Origin of the sequence: Paractinoplanes rishiriensis, from assembly GCF_016862375.1 — a bacterium.
GTDB classification, from domain to species: Bacteria; Actinomycetota; Actinomycetes; order Mycobacteriales; family Micromonosporaceae; genus Actinoplanes; species Actinoplanes rishiriensis.
The window spans coordinates 92,856-110,332 of sequence record NZ_BOMV01000083.1 but is presented as its reverse complement, the minus strand read 5'-3'; the positions used below and the strand labels follow the sequence as shown (position 1 = coordinate 110,332).

The 17,477-nt window shown below is 70.8% G+C and carries 13 protein-coding genes; 4 read left to right on the top strand and 9 right to left on the bottom strand.

Going from position 1 to position 17,477, the window contains the following annotated elements; translation table 11 throughout:
- Positions 1-693: 693 nt before the first annotated feature.
- Positions 694-1,341 carry a maleylpyruvate isomerase family mycothiol-dependent enzyme gene (locus Ari01nite_RS39730; RefSeq protein ID WP_203788389.1) on the bottom strand — a complete coding sequence of 216 codons (648 nt, stop codon included), beginning with the start codon at positions 1,339-1,341 and terminating at the stop codon, positions 694-696.
- 74 nt (positions 1,342-1,415) lie between these two features.
- Between Ari01nite_RS39730 and Ari01nite_RS39725 the strand changes: the two genes are divergently transcribed.
- A complete protein-coding gene (locus Ari01nite_RS39725; RefSeq protein ID WP_203788387.1) occupies positions 1,416-1,856 on the top strand; it encodes a MarR family winged helix-turn-helix transcriptional regulator in 441 nt (146 codons plus the stop codon).
- A gap of 47 nt (positions 1,857-1,903) precedes the next feature.
- Here Ari01nite_RS39725 and Ari01nite_RS39720 read toward each other — a convergent pair whose 3' ends face one another.
- Entirely contained in the window at positions 1,904-2,839 is a 936-nt protein-coding gene (locus tag Ari01nite_RS39720) for a hypothetical protein (RefSeq protein WP_203788385.1), read from the bottom strand.
- 327 nt (positions 2,840-3,166) lie between these two features.
- Between Ari01nite_RS39720 and Ari01nite_RS39715 the strand changes: the two genes are divergently transcribed.
- Complete coding sequence (locus Ari01nite_RS39715; protein ID WP_203788383.1) at positions 3,167-4,930, top strand: FAD-binding dehydrogenase; 1,764 nt, start codon at positions 3,167-3,169, stop codon at positions 4,928-4,930.
- 2 nt (positions 4,931-4,932) lie between these two features.
- Here Ari01nite_RS39715 and Ari01nite_RS39710 read toward each other — a convergent pair whose 3' ends face one another.
- A complete protein-coding gene (locus tag Ari01nite_RS39710; protein ID WP_203788381.1) occupies positions 4,933-5,889 on the bottom strand; it encodes an ABC transporter substrate-binding protein in 957 nt (318 codons plus the stop codon).
- Between the two features lie 15 nt (positions 5,890-5,904).
- Positions 5,905-7,215 (bottom strand): sugar transferase, encoded by a 1,311-nt coding sequence (locus tag Ari01nite_RS39705; RefSeq protein ID WP_203788476.1) that lies wholly within the window; start codon positions 7,213-7,215, stop codon positions 5,905-5,907.
- 515 nt (positions 7,216-7,730) lie between these two features.
- On the opposite strand from Ari01nite_RS39705, the gene Ari01nite_RS39700 reads away from it, so the two are divergent.
- Positions 7,731-8,828 (top strand): LCP family protein, encoded by a 1,098-nt coding sequence (locus tag Ari01nite_RS39700; RefSeq protein ID WP_438872276.1) that lies wholly within the window; start codon positions 7,731-7,733, stop codon positions 8,826-8,828.
- Positions 8,829-8,838: 10 nt separating this feature from the next.
- Here the strand turns inward: Ari01nite_RS39700 and Ari01nite_RS39695 are convergent, their stop codons facing one another.
- Both Ari01nite_RS39695 and Ari01nite_RS39690 read right to left on the bottom strand, forming a co-directional pair.
- Entirely contained in the window at positions 8,839-10,236 is a 1,398-nt protein-coding gene (locus tag Ari01nite_RS39695) for a glycoside hydrolase family 55 protein (RefSeq protein WP_239163412.1), read from the bottom strand.
- A 16-nt stretch (positions 10,237-10,252) separates the two neighbouring features.
- Positions 10,253-11,302 carry a hypothetical protein gene (locus Ari01nite_RS39690; protein WP_203788379.1) on the bottom strand — a complete coding sequence of 350 codons (1,050 nt, stop codon included), beginning with the start codon at positions 11,300-11,302 and terminating at the stop codon, positions 10,253-10,255.
- 126 nt (positions 11,303-11,428) lie between these two features.
- Here Ari01nite_RS39690 and Ari01nite_RS39685 point away from each other — a divergent pair, with 126 nt between their 5' ends.
- On the top strand, positions 11,429-13,147 hold the full coding sequence (locus Ari01nite_RS39685) for a hypothetical protein (protein ID WP_203788377.1): 1,719 nt from the start codon (positions 11,429-11,431) through the stop codon (positions 13,145-13,147).
- A gap of 313 nt (positions 13,148-13,460) precedes the next feature.
- On the opposite strand, the gene Ari01nite_RS39680 is transcribed toward Ari01nite_RS39685, so the two are convergent.
- The 3 genes from Ari01nite_RS39680 to Ari01nite_RS39670 are packed head-to-tail and all read right to left on the bottom strand — an operon-like array spanning position 13,461 to position 17,472.
- Positions 13,461-14,681, bottom strand: a complete 1,221-nt coding sequence (locus Ari01nite_RS39680; protein WP_239163411.1) for a hypothetical protein — start codon at positions 14,679-14,681, stop codon at positions 13,461-13,463.
- A complete protein-coding gene (locus tag Ari01nite_RS39675; RefSeq protein ID WP_203788375.1) occupies positions 14,678-16,309 on the bottom strand; it encodes a hypothetical protein in 1,632 nt (543 codons plus the stop codon). The genes Ari01nite_RS39680 and Ari01nite_RS39675 overlap by 4 nt, the downstream gene beginning before the upstream one ends.
- Complete coding sequence (locus Ari01nite_RS39670; protein WP_239163410.1) at positions 16,306-17,472, bottom strand: glycosyltransferase family 4 protein; 1,167 nt, start codon at positions 17,470-17,472, stop codon at positions 16,306-16,308. The genes Ari01nite_RS39675 and Ari01nite_RS39670 overlap by 4 nt, the downstream gene beginning before the upstream one ends.
- Between the last annotated feature and the right edge of the window lie 5 nt (positions 17,473-17,477).

The following is a 17,477-nucleotide window of genomic DNA, read 5'->3' as shown; positions in this document are numbered from 1 at the left end:
GCCTGGCCTGGCCTCGCCTCGTCTCGCCTCGTCTCGCTGGGCAGATCGACATAGTGTCGATCCGCTCCGCGAAGACGACATCGATCCACAATTTGGCATGATCGATTACTGACGCGTCGCACGTCGCCCGAGCGATAATAAATACATGCCGCAGCTACAGTTGTTTTCCTCCACTGAACTGTCCAAAATGCGCGACCGGACCGCCGCACGAAACTATTCTCCCGGGCGCGAGCAATTCCGCCGCGACCACGAACGCCGCCGGGCCGCAGGTTTGGTGCGCCGCCATTCCGACCGGATGCACCATGCCATCACCAGGAGCCGGGAAGCGGCGGAGCCACCCCGCATAGGCGAGCCACGGCGACGGCGCAGGCCCGACTGATCAGCGGCACCACCGGCCGAGGGCCGCGGTGGCGGTTGCCGCGAGCATTCACCAGGGTCGCGCCGGTCCCGGCCTGCCGAAATCGCACGGTCCACTCCGGCTCGGCGATCCCGGCGGGCGTTAATCGGCGAATCCGCCGGTGTTGGCAGGCTGGGCCTCGCGGCAAGCGGGCCGTTTACGCCAACTCCGCGTGGGGAGCGGCTCGCCTCACGGCATCGCTCGCGGGGCTGTGGCGGCCCCCGGCGCCGGTCTCGTGCGTGCAAACTGCGGATCGTGGGCTGCGCTTCCGGAGGCGAAGGAAGGAGGAGGGTGGGTCAGCCCTTGGCTCGGGCTGATGTTGGGGGCTGGGGTGTGTAGCCGGTCAGCATGGGGGCGGCTGCTTCCGGGCGGCCGGTCAGCAGCAGCACCAACGCGTTGATCGGGCCGGTTACCGGTTTGCCGTGGCCGGCTGTCCAGGTGGTGTCGGTTGCTGTCAGGTGCAGGCCGCGCAGGCGGTGGCGGGACCAGAACGGCCAGCCCATGGTCCATGCCCGGGTGGCTGCGGCCACGGCCGCTTCGGGTGGCACCGGGAAGCTGCGGCCCAGCGGGATGGCTATGTCGTGGCCGTGCACCTGGACGTCCAGCAGGATGTTCCGGTGGTTGGTCACGACGGGGAGGCGTCGTGACGCTGCCTGGTCGCGCAGGTCGGCCGCCAAGCGGGCGGGGGAGCGGGTGCTGGCGTGGCGTACTGCCAACTGGTGGTTCAGGCGGTGGAAACGGCCGTGGGCTCGAACCGCGGCGGACAGCATGGTGCCCACGCCGGGCGGCTGCGGAGCCATGGCGACGTGTGCTGCTACGTCGCGGATGCGCCAGCCCTCGCACAGCGACGGGGTCTCCCAGTCTGCGGCGTCCAGGTCGTCCAGCAGGTCGGCCAGGGTGAGCCGCAGGCCGGTGATCGCCTGCCAGCTCTGCTCACGGTTCATGACGCCTCCCGCTGATATCGTCAGTGTCTCTGACTAAACTAGTAAGAGACACTGACTAAATCAAGGAGGTACGCGTGGCGGGTGACGAGGGGCTCAACCTGGGTTTGCTGCTGTTCATCCCGTATCGGGCCATGGAGGGCCGGGTCTTCGCGGGCCTTGCGGAGGCCGGGTTTGACGACTTCACGCCGGCGCAGGCGCGGGTTTTCCAGCGCATCGCTCCGGAGGGCAGCCGGATCACCGAGCTTGCCGAGCAGGCGCAGATCACCAAGCAGTCCGCCGGGTTCCTCGTCGACCAGCTGGAACGTGCCGGATACGTGGAGCGGGTCGCCGACCCCAGCGACGCCCGGGCCCGGCTGGTGCGGGTGGCGTCCCGGGGTGCGGCCGCGACGCCGGTCGCCGCGGCCATCGTCGCCGAGGTCGAGGCCGAGTGGGCCGAACACCTGGGGCGGCAGCGCATCGCCCAGCTCCGGCAGCACCTGACCCGGCTCCGCGAGCTGACCGACCCCTACCGGTGAGCTCAGGCCGGTGATGCTCAGGCCGGTGATGCTCAGGCCGGTGATGCTCAGGCCAGCGGGTCGGCGGCCGGCTGCGGTTGCTGGAAGTTGGCCAGCGCACTGACCACCAACTGCTCCAGGTCGATCACCCGGGGGCGCAGCAACTGCCATTCGCGGCCGGTGGCCAGCGCCTGGCTCTCCGCGTCGACGGCCGCGACCAGGTCCTGGAGCAGGTTGCCGACCCGGACGGTCTCGTCCCGCCGGTACTCGTCGGCGGCCCCGGCCGCCAGCACTCCCCACCGGCCGGCCAGCTCCATCAGGTCCGATCGCAGCGGCGGCCACACCAGCGCCCGTTCGGCGGCGGCCCGCGTGCTCAACACCGGCGGCAGGCGTACGGACGTGGCGACCCGGGTGCGGTCGGCCAGCTCCCACGACTCGGTCTCCCAGGCGGACTTGCGCTTGTTGCGGTTGGCCACCGTCACGCCCACGAGCGTCGCCCCGACGAGCAGCAGCAGAATGAGCAGCCACCAACCACTGCCGATACCGGTGCTGGACGAGGCCGCCACGGCTGACTCCTGCGGGGTCGGCGTCGGGGTGGGTGCGGCGGTGGGCGTCACAGTCACCTCGACCTTGGTCACCTCGATCCGGGGCGGCTCGGCCTGGGTCGGCTGCTGCGTGGGTTCGGCCTTGGTCGGTTCGGCCTTGGTGGGTTCGGGCTGGGTGGTCTCGGCCCGGGTTGTCTCGGCCTTGGTCGGTTCGGTCGTGCGCGTCGGTGTCTCCCGGGACGGCCGCGGCGAGCGGCTGGTCTCGGTCTCGGTCGGCGTCGCGGTCGCGGTGGGCGCCACGGTCCGCTCGATCGTCGGGCGCTCGGATGGCAGCGCGACCTCGCCGCCCCCGTCCTGGCAGCCCGCACCAAACAGCAGCACCCCGGCCACGACACCCAACCCGGCCAGGCGCTGCGCCGAACGGCGTACGGCATCAACCCGCAAGAAAACCCGAAACATGGCGCCAGTCTTGGCGCCCGCGATGTCCGCGCCATCACACCTGGCGGATGAAAGGGACGGGTTGGGAGGGGGAAGGACGGCGGTGAGGCGGCAGGGAGCCGGGGTTGAGGGTGGGGGGTGAGGCGGCGGGGGAGCCGGGGTGGAGGGCCGTGGGTGAGGGCGGCGGGGAGCAGGCGTGGAGGAGCGGGGTGGCGGGCGGCGGATGGAGTGCCGGGGTGGTGGCTGCCGGGCACAACGGGGGTGAAGGCGTTTGGAGATGGCCGACTATCGCGGCGACCAAGCGCTCTGGTTGCATCGGTGCGAAGAATTCTCACGTTTGGAGGCCGGATGGGAACGCCACGGATCAGCCGACGTGCCGCGCTTGCCGCGGCGGCCGCCGGTGCGGCTGTCAGTCAGGTTGCCACTCCGGTCTTCGGCGCTGCGGCGGCTGCCGGTGCTGATGCGATCGTGGTCGGCGGCGGGCTGGCGGGACTGGTGGCCACGTCCGAGCTGGTGGCCGCCGGCAAGACCGTGGTGCTGCTCGACCAGGAACCGGAGTCCGGCCTCGGCGGGCAGGCCTTCTGGTCGTTCGGCGGGCTGTTCTTCGTCGACTCGGCGGAGCAGCGGCTGATGGGCGTCAAGGACTCGCGCGACCTGGCCTGGCAGGACTGGCTCGGCACCGCCGGGTTCGACCGGGGCATCGACACCCCGGGCGGGCAGGACTACTGGGCGTACCGCTGGGCCCAGGCGTACGTGGATTTTGCCTCGGGTGAGAAAAGGTCCTGGCTGGCCGGACTCGGCATGCAGTGGTTCCCCTTCGTGGGGTGGGCCGAACGCGGCGGCGGCCTCGGCGACGGGCATGGCAACTCGGTGCCGCGCTTCCACGTGACCTGGGGGACCGGGCCCGCGGTGGTCGAGCCGTTCGAGAAGAAGGTGCGCGAGGGTGTGGCCGCCGGTAAGGTCGTCCTCAAGTTCCGGCACCGGGTCGACGAGATCGTCAAGACCGGCGGAGCCGTGACCGGCGTACGCGGTGCGGTCCTCGAGCCCAGCACGGTGGCCCGCGGCAAGCCCAGCTCGCGTACGGTCGCCGGGAATTTTGAACTCAGCGCCCCGGTCGTGATCGTCACGTCGGGCGGGATCGGCGCGAACCACGACCTGATCCGGCAGAACTGGCCGGCCCGGCTCGGGCCCGCGCCCCGGACGATGATCACCGGTGTGCCGGCGCACGTGGACGGCCGGATGCTGGGGATCACCCAGACGGCCGGCGCCCGCCTCGTGAACCCGGACCGGATGTGGCACTACACCGAGGGCCTGCGCAACTACGAGCCGATCTGGCCGGGCCACGGCATCCGGATCCTGCCCGGGCCGTCGTCGATGTGGTTCGACGCGACCGGCAAGCGGTTCCGCGCCCCGGACTGGCCGGGCTACGACACCCTGCACACGCTGGGCTCGATCACCGCGTCCGGCTACGACTACTCGTGGTTCGTCAGTACCCAGAAGATCGTGGACAAGGAGTTCGCGCTGTCCGGTTCGGAACAGAACCCGGACCTCACCGAAAAGAACGTGTGGAAGCTGCTGACCCGGATCTGGCAGACCCCCGAGCCGGTGCAGCGGTTCCAGCGGTACGGCGCCGACTTCGTCCAGGCCACCACACTGCCCGAGCTGGTCAGCGGGATGAACCGGATCGCCGGGAACAACCTGATCAACCTGGCCGACCTGAAGCGCCAGATCGACGCCCGGGACCGCGAGATGGACAACTCGTACAGCAAGGACGCCCAGGTCATGGGCATCCGGAACGCGCTGTCCTACCCGGGTGACTCGCTCAGCCGGACGGCCGCGGCCCACAAGATCCTCGACCCGAGCGCGGGACCCCTGGTCGCCGTACGGCTCAATATCCTGACCCGGAAGACCCTCGGTGGCCTGCAGACCGACCTGCAGGGCCGGGTGCTGAACGCCGCCGGCGCGGCGATTCCGGGCCTGTACGCGGCCGGCGAGGTGTCCGGTTTCGGCGGTGGTGGGGTGCACGGTTACCGCTCGCTGGAGGGCACCTTCCTCGGCGGGTGCATCTTCTCCGGACGCCAGGCCGGCCGCGCCGCGGCGGCCGCGCTGTAGAACTAGGGGAGCAGCTTGCCGGTGTCGGCCGGTGCCGGCAGGAAACCGTCCGTAACCAGCAGCTGGTTGGTCCGGTCGATGGACGGCCTGTCGATCTCACTGGGCCACTTCGGCAGGGTGAGCTTCGCCGCTGCCTCCGCCTTGATCGTGGTGTAGGTCGTGACGGCCGTGCGGACCGCGTCGGGATTGGCATTCGCGTACGCGAGCGATTCCTGCATCGCCGTGGTGAACCGCTTGACCAGGTCCGGGTTGCCGGTGATGGTCTGCGTCGAGGCGAAGTAGACCGCCACGCACAGGTTCGGCGCCACGTCGGCCAGCGCGCCGATCGTCTTCCAGCCCTTGGACAGGCCGGCCGACAGGAACGGTTCGACCACGAACATCGCCTGCACCCGGTCCGATTCCAGGGCCGCCGCCATGTCCGGGAAGGGCACCTCGACGAACTTCACCTTGGCCGGGTCGCCGCCCGCCTGCCGGACGATCTCGTTGACCGAGAGGTGCACGATGTTCCGCAGCGTGTTGGTGGCCACCGTCTTGCCCTCGAGCTGCTTGGCCGAGGTGATCGCCGGGTCCTTGACGACCAGCATGCCGAAGTCCTTGGCCTTGTCCGAGGTGGAGTTCACCCCGTTCGCCACCACCTTGACCGGCACGTTGCGCGCCGTGCCGAGCAGCAGCGAGGCCACGTTGCTGAAACCGAACTGGTATTGGCCGCTGACCACCGCGGGCACGATCGCCGCGCCGCCCTGTGCCTGTTCCATGGTCAGCTCGATGTTCTGCTTGGCGAAGAAGCCCTGCTCCTTGCCGAGATAGATGGGCGCCACGTCGAGAATCGGGATGACGCCGACCTTGACCTGGTCGGGTCCGCCCGGTGCGGCCCCCTCAGGGTTGTCGTCGCCGCACGCCGCCGTGGTGACGGCGAGCGCGGCGACGAGTAGTAGGGAAATGAGCCGTGTTTTAGCCATACGGCACAGTGAATGTCAGCGACCGCCGCCGCGGAAGACCTCGCTCACGGTCCGCAGCACAACCTTTACATCAAGCCACAGTGACCAGTTCTCGATGTAGTAGTTGTCGAAGCGCGCGCGGTCCGAGATCGGGGTGTCCCCGCGCAGGCCGCTGACCTGGGCCAGGCCGGTGAGCCCGACCGGCACCCGGTGGCGCATCGCGTACTCCGGATAGTCCACCGAGAAGCGGTCCACGAAGTACGGGCGCTCGGGCCGCGGGCCGACGACCGTCATGTCGCCGCGCAGGATGTTCCACAGCTGCGGCAGCTCGTCCAGCGACGTCCGCCGCATGAACTTGCCGAACGGGCCCACCCGCGGGTCGTGCCCGATGTTCCAGTTGGTCTGCGACTCGGTGTCGTCGACCGGCCGCATCGAGCGGAACTTCATCAGGCTGAACGGCTCGCCGTACCGGCCGATCCGCTGCTGGCGGAAGATGATGCCCTTGCCGCCCTCGAAGAAGGTGCCGACCGCGCAGACCAGCAGGATCGGGCTGAGCAGGAAAAGAGCAACAGAAGCAAAAATCACATCGGACGTACGCTTGACCGCCCACTTCGGACCGGAAAGGTTGGCCCGGCGCAGCGGCACCACGGGAATCGCGCCGATGTGGTCGGGCGAGCCGACCGTGCCGGGGAACTCGCGCAGTCGCGGCACCATCCACAGGTCGGTGTTCTCCATGCCGGGCGCGCGCACCGCCCGCAGCAGGCGGTCCTCCGGGCAGTCGATGTCCGCGATGATCACCACGTCGCACTCGGTGTAGCGGACCAGCTGCTGGAGCTGCTCGATGTGGCCGACCAGCGGCGAGCTCTCCCGGCCGATGTGCGCGGTGGACGGCACGTCGACGAATCCGGCGAAACGCAGGCCGTACTGCGGGTAGCGGCGCAGCAGCCGGGCCAGCTCGATGGCGATCGGGCCGCCGCCCACGATGATCGCGCTGTGCTCGACCCAGCGCCGGCGCCGGGCCATCAGCACGGCGATCCGGCTGAACGCGCGGGCCGGCAGCAGCAGGACCGCGGAGACCGCGGCCAGCCGCAGAAAACCGTCGATGTAGTTGAACGACTCGTGCCGCGCCGCGACCACGATGGCCACCGCCGCGGTGGCCGCCAGGAAGCGGAAGTAGATGCTGGGCAGTTCGTCGAGCACGCTCATGTGACGCCGGGCACGGTAGAGCCCGCCGACGGCGAATGCGCCGACCGTGAGCAACGCCACTGCCACCGTGGCCTTCCAGTACTGCTGGCTCCAGGCGATCGGTGCAAGCAGGGCGGCCAGGTCGACCGGCAGCGCGAGCATCCAGGCGCGCAGCGGCCGGGTCTTGGCCGCGGAGGCCGACGGAATGTACGGCAGGACCACCGTGGACTTCGAGGTGCCCTCGATCAGGATCCGCTCGGTGGGCGGCTCCGCGTTGCCTTCCGGCGCTGGTCGCGGTGCGGGGACGGCGGGTTTTGCGACCCGGTCGTCACCCTGTTTGTCCGGGCCGCCGCTCGTGCGTCCTGTGGTTGAACCGGTCTGCACCATCACGTTTCCCCCGTGCTGTGAACGCGACTCATCTAGCGCGATCGAGGCGGAATGTTAGAGCCTGTCGTCAATGAGCACCACCGGACTTACGGTCGAGTTGTCCATCGACCTATGTCGGTTCTCCGACTGTTTTGCATACATCGAGGGATTTAGCGACGTGCCCAATCCGGGCATTCGTAAAGTATGCTCACAGTTGCTCCGGCGTACCGTTCATCACAACTTCACGTTGGACATCCGGCGGCAACGAAACGGGTCGATGACGAGTTGCGGCCGTCGCTACCATCTCAGCCATGCGCACGAGACAGCCGATTCATGACCGCGAAGCCACCGAGGTAATCGGCCTGCCCAGCGACGAGATCACACCGGGTGCACACGCCGCGCCCAAGCGGAAGAAGAAGATGTCCCGCCGCGCCAAGATCGTGCTGGGCGTGGTCCTGGTACCGCTGATCCTGCTCGGCATCGGCCTGGTCTCGGCCGGCGTCTACCTGCGCAACGTCGAGGGCAACGTCGAACGCGTCGACGCGTTCACCCAGGTGCCCGAGGCGAGCCGCCCGCAGAAGGAGGCGGCGGCCGGCGAGGCCACCAACTTCCTGCTGCTCGGCAGCGACTCCCGCGACCCGGAGAACGACGGCGGCTCGCGCAGCGACACGATCATCGTGATGCACCTCAACAAGGACCGGTCGGCCGCGCAGCTGATCTCGATCCCGCGCGACACCTGGGTGCACGTCCCCAGGTCGGCCGACGGCCGGCACGGCAACGTCGACTCGAAGATCAACGCGTCGTTCGCCTGGGGCGGGGTGCCGCTGATGGTGCAGACCGTCGAGGAATACACCAAGGTGCGCATCGACCACGTGGCGCTCGTCGACTTCGCCGGCTTCAAGGAGATCGTGGACGCCCTGGGCGGCGTCGAGATCGATGTCGAGACGAGCTTCACGTCGACCCACTCGCTGAACGCCAACAGCACCCGGCGCTTCGAGAAGGGCCTGCAGAAGATGGACGGCGCCGCCGCCCTCGACTACGCCCGCGAGCGCTACGCCTTCAAGGACGGCGACTTCGCCCGCATCCGGCACCAGCAGCAGGTGATCAAGGCCATCCTCGACAAGGCCTCGTCCGGCGGCATGCTGTCCAGCCCGGCCAAGCTCAACAGCTTCCTGCAGGCCACCACCAACACGGTCAGCGTCGACAAGAACCTCAACATGATCGACATGGCCATGTCCCTGCGCCACCTGCGCAGCGAAAACCTCGACTTCTTCACCAGCCCGGTCAAGGGCACCGGCCGCATCGGCAACCAGAGCGTCGTCCTGCCCGACAACACCAAGGCCAAGAGCCTGTACGAGGCGGTCCGCAAGGACGACACCGAGGCCATCAAGCGGCTCGCCGCCGGCTGACCGGACCTACCTACTCGGCGGCCAGCACCTTGATGTCGCCGTTGGGAAACTGCGCGACCAGCTGGGTGGCGCCGTCCACGGTGCGGGCGAAGACGCGTACCGACGACTCGCCGGGCGGGCCCGGGATCTCCTGGGCCCGCAACTCGAAGGCCGGCGACACCACCAGGTTCTTGTGGACGTCGGCGAGGCTCTCGACGACCTCGACCCGGGTGGTGGGGTGCGGCTTGCCGATCCAGCCTTTGCCGCCGGGCTGGGTCAGGTAGGCCCGGACGTGCGAGCGGCCGGCGTCGCTGCCGAAGTCGATCGCCGCGGTCCGGCAATTCTGGATCTTGGTGTCGACCACGCAGCCGCTCGGTTCGCCGCTGGTCGGGCCGGGCACGAACTGGACGCCGATCTCGCGCCGGTTGCCCACGTGGTTGGCGCCCAGCACGATCCCGCCGACCCAGCGGCAGCCGTTGCGGGTGATCCGGACGCCCACCCCGCCGTTCAGGTCGGCGTAGCAGTTCACGCAGCCCACGCTGAGCGCGGCCAGGTGGAACGACACGACCTGGGCGACACCCCAGCCATGGCAGTTGACCATCGAGGAGCCGTGGCTCTCACCGGCCATCCGGAAGCCGATGCCCTTGTTCTCGAACGCCAGGCAGTTCACGAACATCGAGTCGTGCGGGCCGTTGAAGTTCAGGCCGTCGCCGTCGTTGTGGTGCGACCGGATCGCGGTGATCCGGGCCTCCATCTGGTGCGACGGGTACGGCAGGCCGGACGCACCGCTCCACTCGCTGTAGAGGCCGTCCTGCCGGCAGTTGAAGATGATCACCTCGGACAGCTCGTATCCGTAGCCGTAGAGGCGCAGCCCGTACCCGCCCTCGGGATTTTTGGCCTTGTTGCCGTCGAGGGTGAGGTCACGGATGCTGAACGCGCTCGCCCCGCCGGTGCCGTCGGTGCCGGTGAGCTTGTCGAAGCCGTCGGACTCGATGATCGCGCTGTTGGCCCCGTCGCGCAGCTTGAGGATGGTCGCGTCGCCGCCGGCGCCACGCAGGTGCACCCGCGAATACAACCGCAGCTTGCGGGTCGAGTAGGTGCCGGCCGGGAGGTAGACCAGACCGCCGTTCGGCCGGGCCGCGTCCAGGGCGCCCTGCAGGGCGTCGGTGTCGTCGGTCCGGCCGTCGCCGACCGCGCCGAACCGGCGGACGTCGATCGTGGAGCCGTCGCCCGGCGCGGTGCCGTCGGCCGCGTAGTAACCGGTGGCGGCGCCGGTGACGCCCGCACCGAGCACCAGGGCACCGCCGCCGGTCAGCACGGCCCGCCGCGAGATCGACGGCGGCTCCTCCTCGCCGGTGCGGGGCCATTTGTCCCGCAGTTGCTCCCACCACCGCCGGCTCGCCTCGACGGCGGCCGTCAGCGGCGTCACGCGCACGCCGGCCCGCTCAGCTGTGCCGCTGCCAGAGGTCCCGTAGCGGCTCCCACTTGCCGCCCAGGGCCTCCTCGCAGTGCGCCTCGATCATCAACGCGGCGAGCGGGTCCTCGTCGCGCTCCCACGAGATGCCGCACAGCGAGCGCCCGTCGTCCAGGCGGAACGAATACTCGATCATCTTGCCCTGCGCCCCGCTGACCCCGCCGGTGGTGCGGCTCGGGTCCTGCACGCCCGGCGTCACCTCGTCCGAGTTGAGGTTGAGCTGCTGGCGGTAGTTGCGGGCGGCCGACTTCTTGTCGGCGTCCTGGTAGACCATGAAGTGGATCCAGGCCGAGCCGTACCGGCAGGTGACGTGGCGGCTCTGGTCACCGGGGAGATCCGGCGCATCCTTGTCGACGTTGGACACGCAGTCGCCCATCGCCGAGGTCAGCCACGGGCCGGCCAGCCCGGCCAGCTCGCCGTCGAGCTTGGCCTTGTTGGCCGCGGCCTGGACGCTGTCGAACAGCGGCACCGCGGCCGCCGGCGCCGTGCTGGTCTCGGGGGAGGGCTCGCCGGAACCGGTCGCCGAACCCAGGAAGAAACCGCCCGCACCGGCCACCACGGCACCGATCAGCACGCCCAGCAGCAGCGGCAGCACCGGGCTGCGGCCCTTGGGCGGGGTCGGCTCGATGCGCGGCTGGTACTGCGGGATGACCTCGCCGGGGAACTGGGTGGGCTGGCCCCAGCCGGCGCCGGAGTGCGGGGCGCCGGAGTGCGGGGCGCCGGAGTGGGGAGCGCCGGGCGGCACCGAGGTGGGCGTCGAGGCCCAGGCGCCGGAGGGCTGATTCCAGTACGCCTGCTGGGTCGGCGTGTCCCACTGCGGCGGCTGCGGACCGGCGCCCGACGACGGCGCCGCGGGGGAGGCCGGCGGGCTGGAGACCGCCTGATTCCACTGCTGGTGCGGAGTCGAGTTGGCATTCCACGCCGCCGTGGGCGTGCTGTCCTGCGACGGCTGGCTGCCGTCGGGCGCGGGCCAGCCGTCCTGTTTGCGTTCCGACGGATTCGAGGAAGATGCATCACTCACGACGCGCACGGTAGCAGCAGGCAGCGACGCTCATCAGCCCGTCTCCGGCCGGGCCGCTGTCGGCTCGGCGATCGGGCACCGTATGATCCCCGTCGCTGTCGGCACGGGCACGGGGGAGAGCAGTTCGTGGGCAACCAAGACACACTGGATCGGCCGGCGGCAGCCGTGCGCCCGGCGGCCGCACCGCGCCGGCGGCGGCTCGTCGTCGAGTGCCTGCTCGCCGCGGTCGGCTCGGTCGCACTGGCCGTCGGCATGACCTGGCCGCTGATGAAGCACCCGGCCAGCCACTTCGCCTCCGACTTCTGGGACCCGTCGCTGCAGGCCTGGCAGGTCGCGTGGAGCGCCTGGGCGGTCACCAACGACCCGGGCCGGCTCTGGCAGACCAACGCCCACTACGGCGAGACGCTGTCCTTCGCCTGGTCCGACTCGCTGCTCGGCTACCTGCCGGCCGGCCTGATCGGATCCGGCTTCGAGGCCGCCGTCCTGCGCTACAACATCCTGTTCCTGCTGGTGTTCGCGCTCGCCGCGTTCGGGGCGTACCTGCTGGCCCGGCAGTTGGGCGCGGCGCCGGTGGGCGCGCTGGTGGCGGGCGCCGCGTTCGCCTACTCGCCGTGGCGCTACGGACACCTGTCGCACCTCAACATCCTGTCGATCGGCGGCATCGCGCTGGCCCTGGCCATGCTGGCCCGCGGGCACGGCTACTCGCTGCGGCACGGCTACCGGCCGCAACGCGTCCGTCCCGGCTGGGCCCTGTGCGGGTGGCTGGTGACGGCCTGGCAGATCAGCCTCGGCTTCGGGCTGGGCCTGCCGTTCGGCTACGTGCTGGGCACACTCACCCTGATCGCGTTCGTCTGCTGGCTGCGGCGCCGCCCGCCGTTCCCGAAGCGTCTGCTCTGGCTCGACGTCACCGGCGTTGTGATTTTCCTGACCGTGACGGTGCTCATGGCGTTGCCCTATCTCGAGGTCAACAAGGCATACCCCAACAGCGCCCGTACGCTCGAAGAAGTCAACTCCTTCTCCGGCGACTACCGCCAGTTCCTCACGGCCCCCGAGCCGCAGTGGTTGTGGGGCAACAACTTCGGGCTGCGCGACGTGATGGCCACCCAGGGCCACAACGAGTCGTGGAGCCTGCCCGGGTTCTTCCTGGCCGGCCTGGCCGTGATCGGCCTGCTGGTGTCGTCCTGGTCGTGCCGGCACCGGTTGCTGATCCTGCTGGCCGTCGCGGCGTTCGCCTGGGTCGGCATGGGCATGCGGGCGCCGGAGAACTACCCGTACCAGATGCTGCACCACTGGCTGCCCGGCTGGAACGCGATCCGTACCCCCGGCCGCCTGGTGCTCTGGGTGTCGCTGCTGCTGGCCCTGCTGGCGGCCGGCCTGCTGACCGCGATAGCCGAAAAGGCGAGGCGCTCGCTGGTCACATTGGCCCTGCTGGTCCCGACCGCCCTGGTCCTGCTGGAGGGCGTCCAGGACGCCAACTTCGTCGAGGTGCCCAGGCCACCGATCGCGCTGAAATCGGTGCAACAGCCCCTGCTGGTCCTGCCAAGCAACAAACTCGACGACGAACTGGCGATGCTCTGGTCCACCGACGGCTTCCCGACGATGGCCAACGGCTCCACCGGCATGATCCCGCCCAGCCTCGAACAGCTGCGTGCCGCCACCAAGTCCTTCCCGGACGCCGCCAGCGTGACCTACTTGCGAGACCGCGGCATCCGCACGGTGATCGCCCTGCGCCAGGGCCACAGCGACGACCAGGTGCCCCCCGAGACGTTCACCAGGCCGCTGGACGGCCTGGGTGTGACCCGCGAGGAGCACCCGAACCTGGTCATCTTCCGCTTGGCCGCTTAATTCCCGGCCGCGCCCCGCCCGCATCCCGCCCGCACCGTTTCCCGGCCCGCGCCCGCATCCCCGGCTGCGCCCGCGTTCCCGCCGCCCCCGTTTCCCCGCCGCGCACCCGCCGGCGTCGCGCCGATCTTGTATAGGTTGCACAACGCCCGGCCCCTTCTTTCGGCTTTCGGCCTGCTGCTTCTGCGCGCTGAACCTCCGCGGGCGCGCGGTGGTGGGGCCCGGTGCGGCGGGCGCCGGTGCAGCGGGGCGCGGTCGTGGGCGCGGTGGGGCGCGGTGTTTGGCTCTGTGGACTTCGGGTCGGTGGAAACCCTCGCTAGCCCGGAGCCGTTGCGTTTGTGGCCGGGGCTGTGGGTGACGGGGTGGGGGTGTGTGGTGTGCGGGCTATGCGCCACGCGAACCAGGTGACCACCAGGATCTCGCCTATCAGAAGTTGCAGGAACAGTTCGGGGATGTGGTCGACCCAGGTCACCGCCACGGCCAGGCCGGTCAGTGCGATCACCCGGGAGCCTATGCCGGACACCAGGTAACGCCGGGGCTGGGCCCAGATCATGTGCCGCACCGAGAGCCACGTCGAGAACATCAAAATGCCTTTGTACGCGCAGAAGGCCGCCAGCGCCACGAAGCCCAGCCTGCGCAGGTCGTCCGCCAGCAGGCCGCGCACCCACGGGCTGAACAGCACGATCGCCGACACCACGGCCCAGGCGGCACCGGTCAGCAGGCGGGTCGGGGTGAGCCAGCGGGTTTTGCGGCCCAGCACCACGTCCTCGCGGGTGGTCGCGGACAGCACCACGTGGAACGGGCCGAACGCCAGCTCCATGGCCCGCAGCACGATGACCGCGGGCGGGCCGGCCAGAGCGCCGGCCACCGACGGCAGCGCCACCGCATAGGTCAGGTCTACGGAGGCGGTCACGAAGTAGGCCGCGCCGATGCGCAGGCTGGCCACGTACCCGGGCCGGACCGTGCCGGCGGCCAGCGGGCGGCGGCGCAGCAGCAACCAGGACAGCACGAGTAGCTGGCCGGGGACCGCGGCCAGGTCCACCCGCACGTCGGTTAGCACGAACAGCAGGCCGCAGACGATGGTGCCGGCCGCCACCACCTGTGGGATGAGGTTGGCGCGGGCGGTGCCCTCGGTGCGCGCCCGCGACCAGAACATCGCCTCCAGCGGCAGTTGCAGCAGCACCGGGGTGAGCATGAGCAGCCGGTCGGTCCAGGTGACGGCGGGCAGCGCCACCGCGGCGGACGCGCAGCCGATCAGTGCCACCGGTGCGATGGTGGCGGCGGCCGCGCGCCGGGCCCACGACTCGACGTCCCAGTGCGCCGGCAGCAGGCCGGCCGAGATGGGGCGGCCGACCAGCGACTCCATCAGCGTGAACGGCAGGGCCAGCAGCGCGCCCTGCAGCGCCACCAGCGGCAGCCGGGTGCCGTCCGCCCAGGACGCCAGCAGGAACAGGCAGATGCTGGCGAGCCGGGACAGCGCCTGCACCGACAGCTGGGAGCCCTGCAGCTTGCGCGTGATGTGGAGCAGGCTGTTCATCGGCGGCGGCGCTCCGGGTTCTCGGGCACGACGGGGTGGTGCAGGATGACCGTGTCGTCGACTTTGTCCAGGATGACCGTCTCGTCGGCGGACGGCTGTCGCATCACGACGGTCTCGGCCGGGTCGAGATGGAGCCGCGCCGTCTCGGCCGGATCCTGCCAGGCCGCAGGTTGGGCCGCGGGCTGGGCCGCGGGCTGGGCAGCAGGCTGGGCAGCAGGTTGGGCCGCGGGCTCGACTGGCGGTGGAGGATCGGGTGGCGGCGGCATCGCCCGCGCCGCATAGGCGACGAACGTGACCAGGCAGAGCATCGCGTTCGCGTACTCCCACACCTCGATCATCAGGCAACCGGCCGACAGCCCGGCGAGCACGGCCAGATGGACGGCGTATTCCGGATGCAGCCGGGAGCCGCGGGTCAGCCGGACCAGGGCCCAGACGAGCAGCGCGATCACGGCCACCAGCACCGGCACGCCGAACTGGAGGGCGATGCTCACGAAGTAGTTGTCCACGAAGACCTGCGGTGAACTGGAGGCCCGCGAGGTGGTGGCGGCGCCGACCGAGCCCACGCCGCGGCCGTACCACGGCGCACCGGACCGCAGCAGGTCACCCCAGACCTGAAGCCGTTCGAAGGTGCTGCTGGCGCCGGTGGCGCCGACCGCGGCGAAGCCGGCGGTCACGCAGGCCACGACGGCCACGCCGATCCACCGGGCCCGCTTGCGGGCAGCCGGTCCGCCGCCGCGGTTGAGCACGATGGCCGCTACCATGCCGCCGGCCAGCAGCAGCGCACCGGTGCGGCTGGTGCTCAGCGCCAGGCCGACGGCGGCGGCGCCGGCTCCGGCGTGCCACCACACCCGGTTCGGTCGCAGGTCGCGCACCAGCCACAGGGCGGCGTAGCCGAGCAGGTACGCGCCGCAGAGCAGGCCCAGCTCCGCGTTGACCTCGGTGAGGCCGGGCGCCCGGAACGTCGTCCCGATGTACCGGATCGCCCGGTCCGGTTCGAAGCCGAACTCGATCAGCCGGGCCGGCCCGATGACGTACTCGGCCACCGCGGCCACCGCGTTCGCGATCACCAGGCCGGCCGTGACGGTGATCAGCAGGTGCAGCTCGCGGGCGGTCAGCCCGAGAACCACCAGCAGCAGAATCACCGGGATGGCGGTGAGCCGGGCGCCCACCAGGGTCTGCGGGATGTCCTGCTGGAGCACCCCGATCAGCACCCAGACCGCCGCCAGGACGACGACCCCGGCGCCGGCCGCGACCTGCCGCCGGGACGGCGGCCGGCGGATCATGGTCACCAGCAGCAGCACACAGACGACCGCCGAGGCGGACAGGCTCAGCACGTAGTCCCGGCCGCCGAAGGCATCGGCGAACAGTCTCTGGACGCCGAGCATCCACAGTCCGAGCGGGGCGTAGAAGACGGTCGCCGCGTAGACCACGCCGGGGAAGGGCCGGAGCGAGACGAAGACCAGGAAGCCGGCCACCAGCGGCAGGGCCGGGTGTGCCCCGGTCAACAGGCAGGCCGCCTCGGCGGCGAGCGCCAGCGTCACCGCGACGATGAGCAGGTTCCGGCGGCCGGCCGGTGGTCGCTGCTGCCACCAGCCGCGGACCGAGGGGGAGCGGAGAAACTCGGTCATCGGTGGCCGGTCTCGGGCACGCGCCGGTCCGCACGCACCGACTCGTAGCTGGCCACGATCGCCTCGACGTGGGTGTCCCAGTCCAGGCGGGCGCCGTCGGCCAGCGCCGAGGCGGTCAGGCCGGCGTACTCGGCGGGGGGCAGCTGCGCGGCCTGCTCGAGTCGCTCGCGCAGGTCCTGCGGGGAGTCGAACAGCAGACAGGAGCCGGGAGCGGCCATCACCGGCTCGGCGATCCGGCTGGCCAGCACGGGCCGGCCGGCGATCAGCGCCTCGGCGCACACGAGCCCGTACGTCTCGGGCCACCGGCTGGGGAAGAGCAGCCAGCCGGCGCGGCGCAGCGCGTCCGTCTTGCCCGCTTCGTCGAGGTAACCGAGGTAGTGGACCGACGGGTGCGCGGCGGCGGCCGCCTCCACCTCGGCGCGCATCGGGCCGTCGCCACCGAACAGCAGCGTGCCCCGGTGCCGCAGATCGCTCGTCGTCCACGCGTCCAACAGGTCGCCGACGCCCTTGTGCGGGCTGAGGGCGCCCATGTAGAGGAACGTGTCCCGGGCGCCCGGGGGCAGCGCACGCCGCTCCGCCGGCACCGGCGTGGACAGCAGCACGACCCGCTGCGGGAGGCCGGCCGCGGCGGGCACGTGCTGCAGCAGCGTCCGCCTCGTCCGCTCGGACGGGAACAGCAGCGTGATCCCGCGCAGCTCGCGCACCAGCAGGGCGGACCGGGCGGCCAGCATCGCGTCCAGTGCCTTGGCCCGGCCGCGGTTGCCCAGCGCGTTGCCCGGGTCGGCCACCGCGAAGTCGTGCACCGAATGACAGGTCGGGTAGGCGGCGGCGAGCCGGCGCACCGGGCGTATGCCCAGGCCCTGCCAGTTGTGCACGTGCACCACGTCGGGCGCGAACGCTTCGAGGTCGGCCAGCGCCAGCCCGGTGGGGTCGGCCATGTCGCCGAGGTGGTTGAGCACCTTGCGCAACGGGCCCGAGCGGCCGCCGACCCGGTCGCTCAGCCGCTGTGCCACCGGCTGGTCACCGGGGTCGTCGTGTTCGGACGGCCGGCTGAAGACGCGCACGTCGTGGCCGCGGGCGGCCAGTCCCGCACTCAGGTCCCGCACGTAGCGCTCGGCGCCGCCCCGGATGGCGAAGGACGAGTGCACCATGGCGATTCGCACGACGA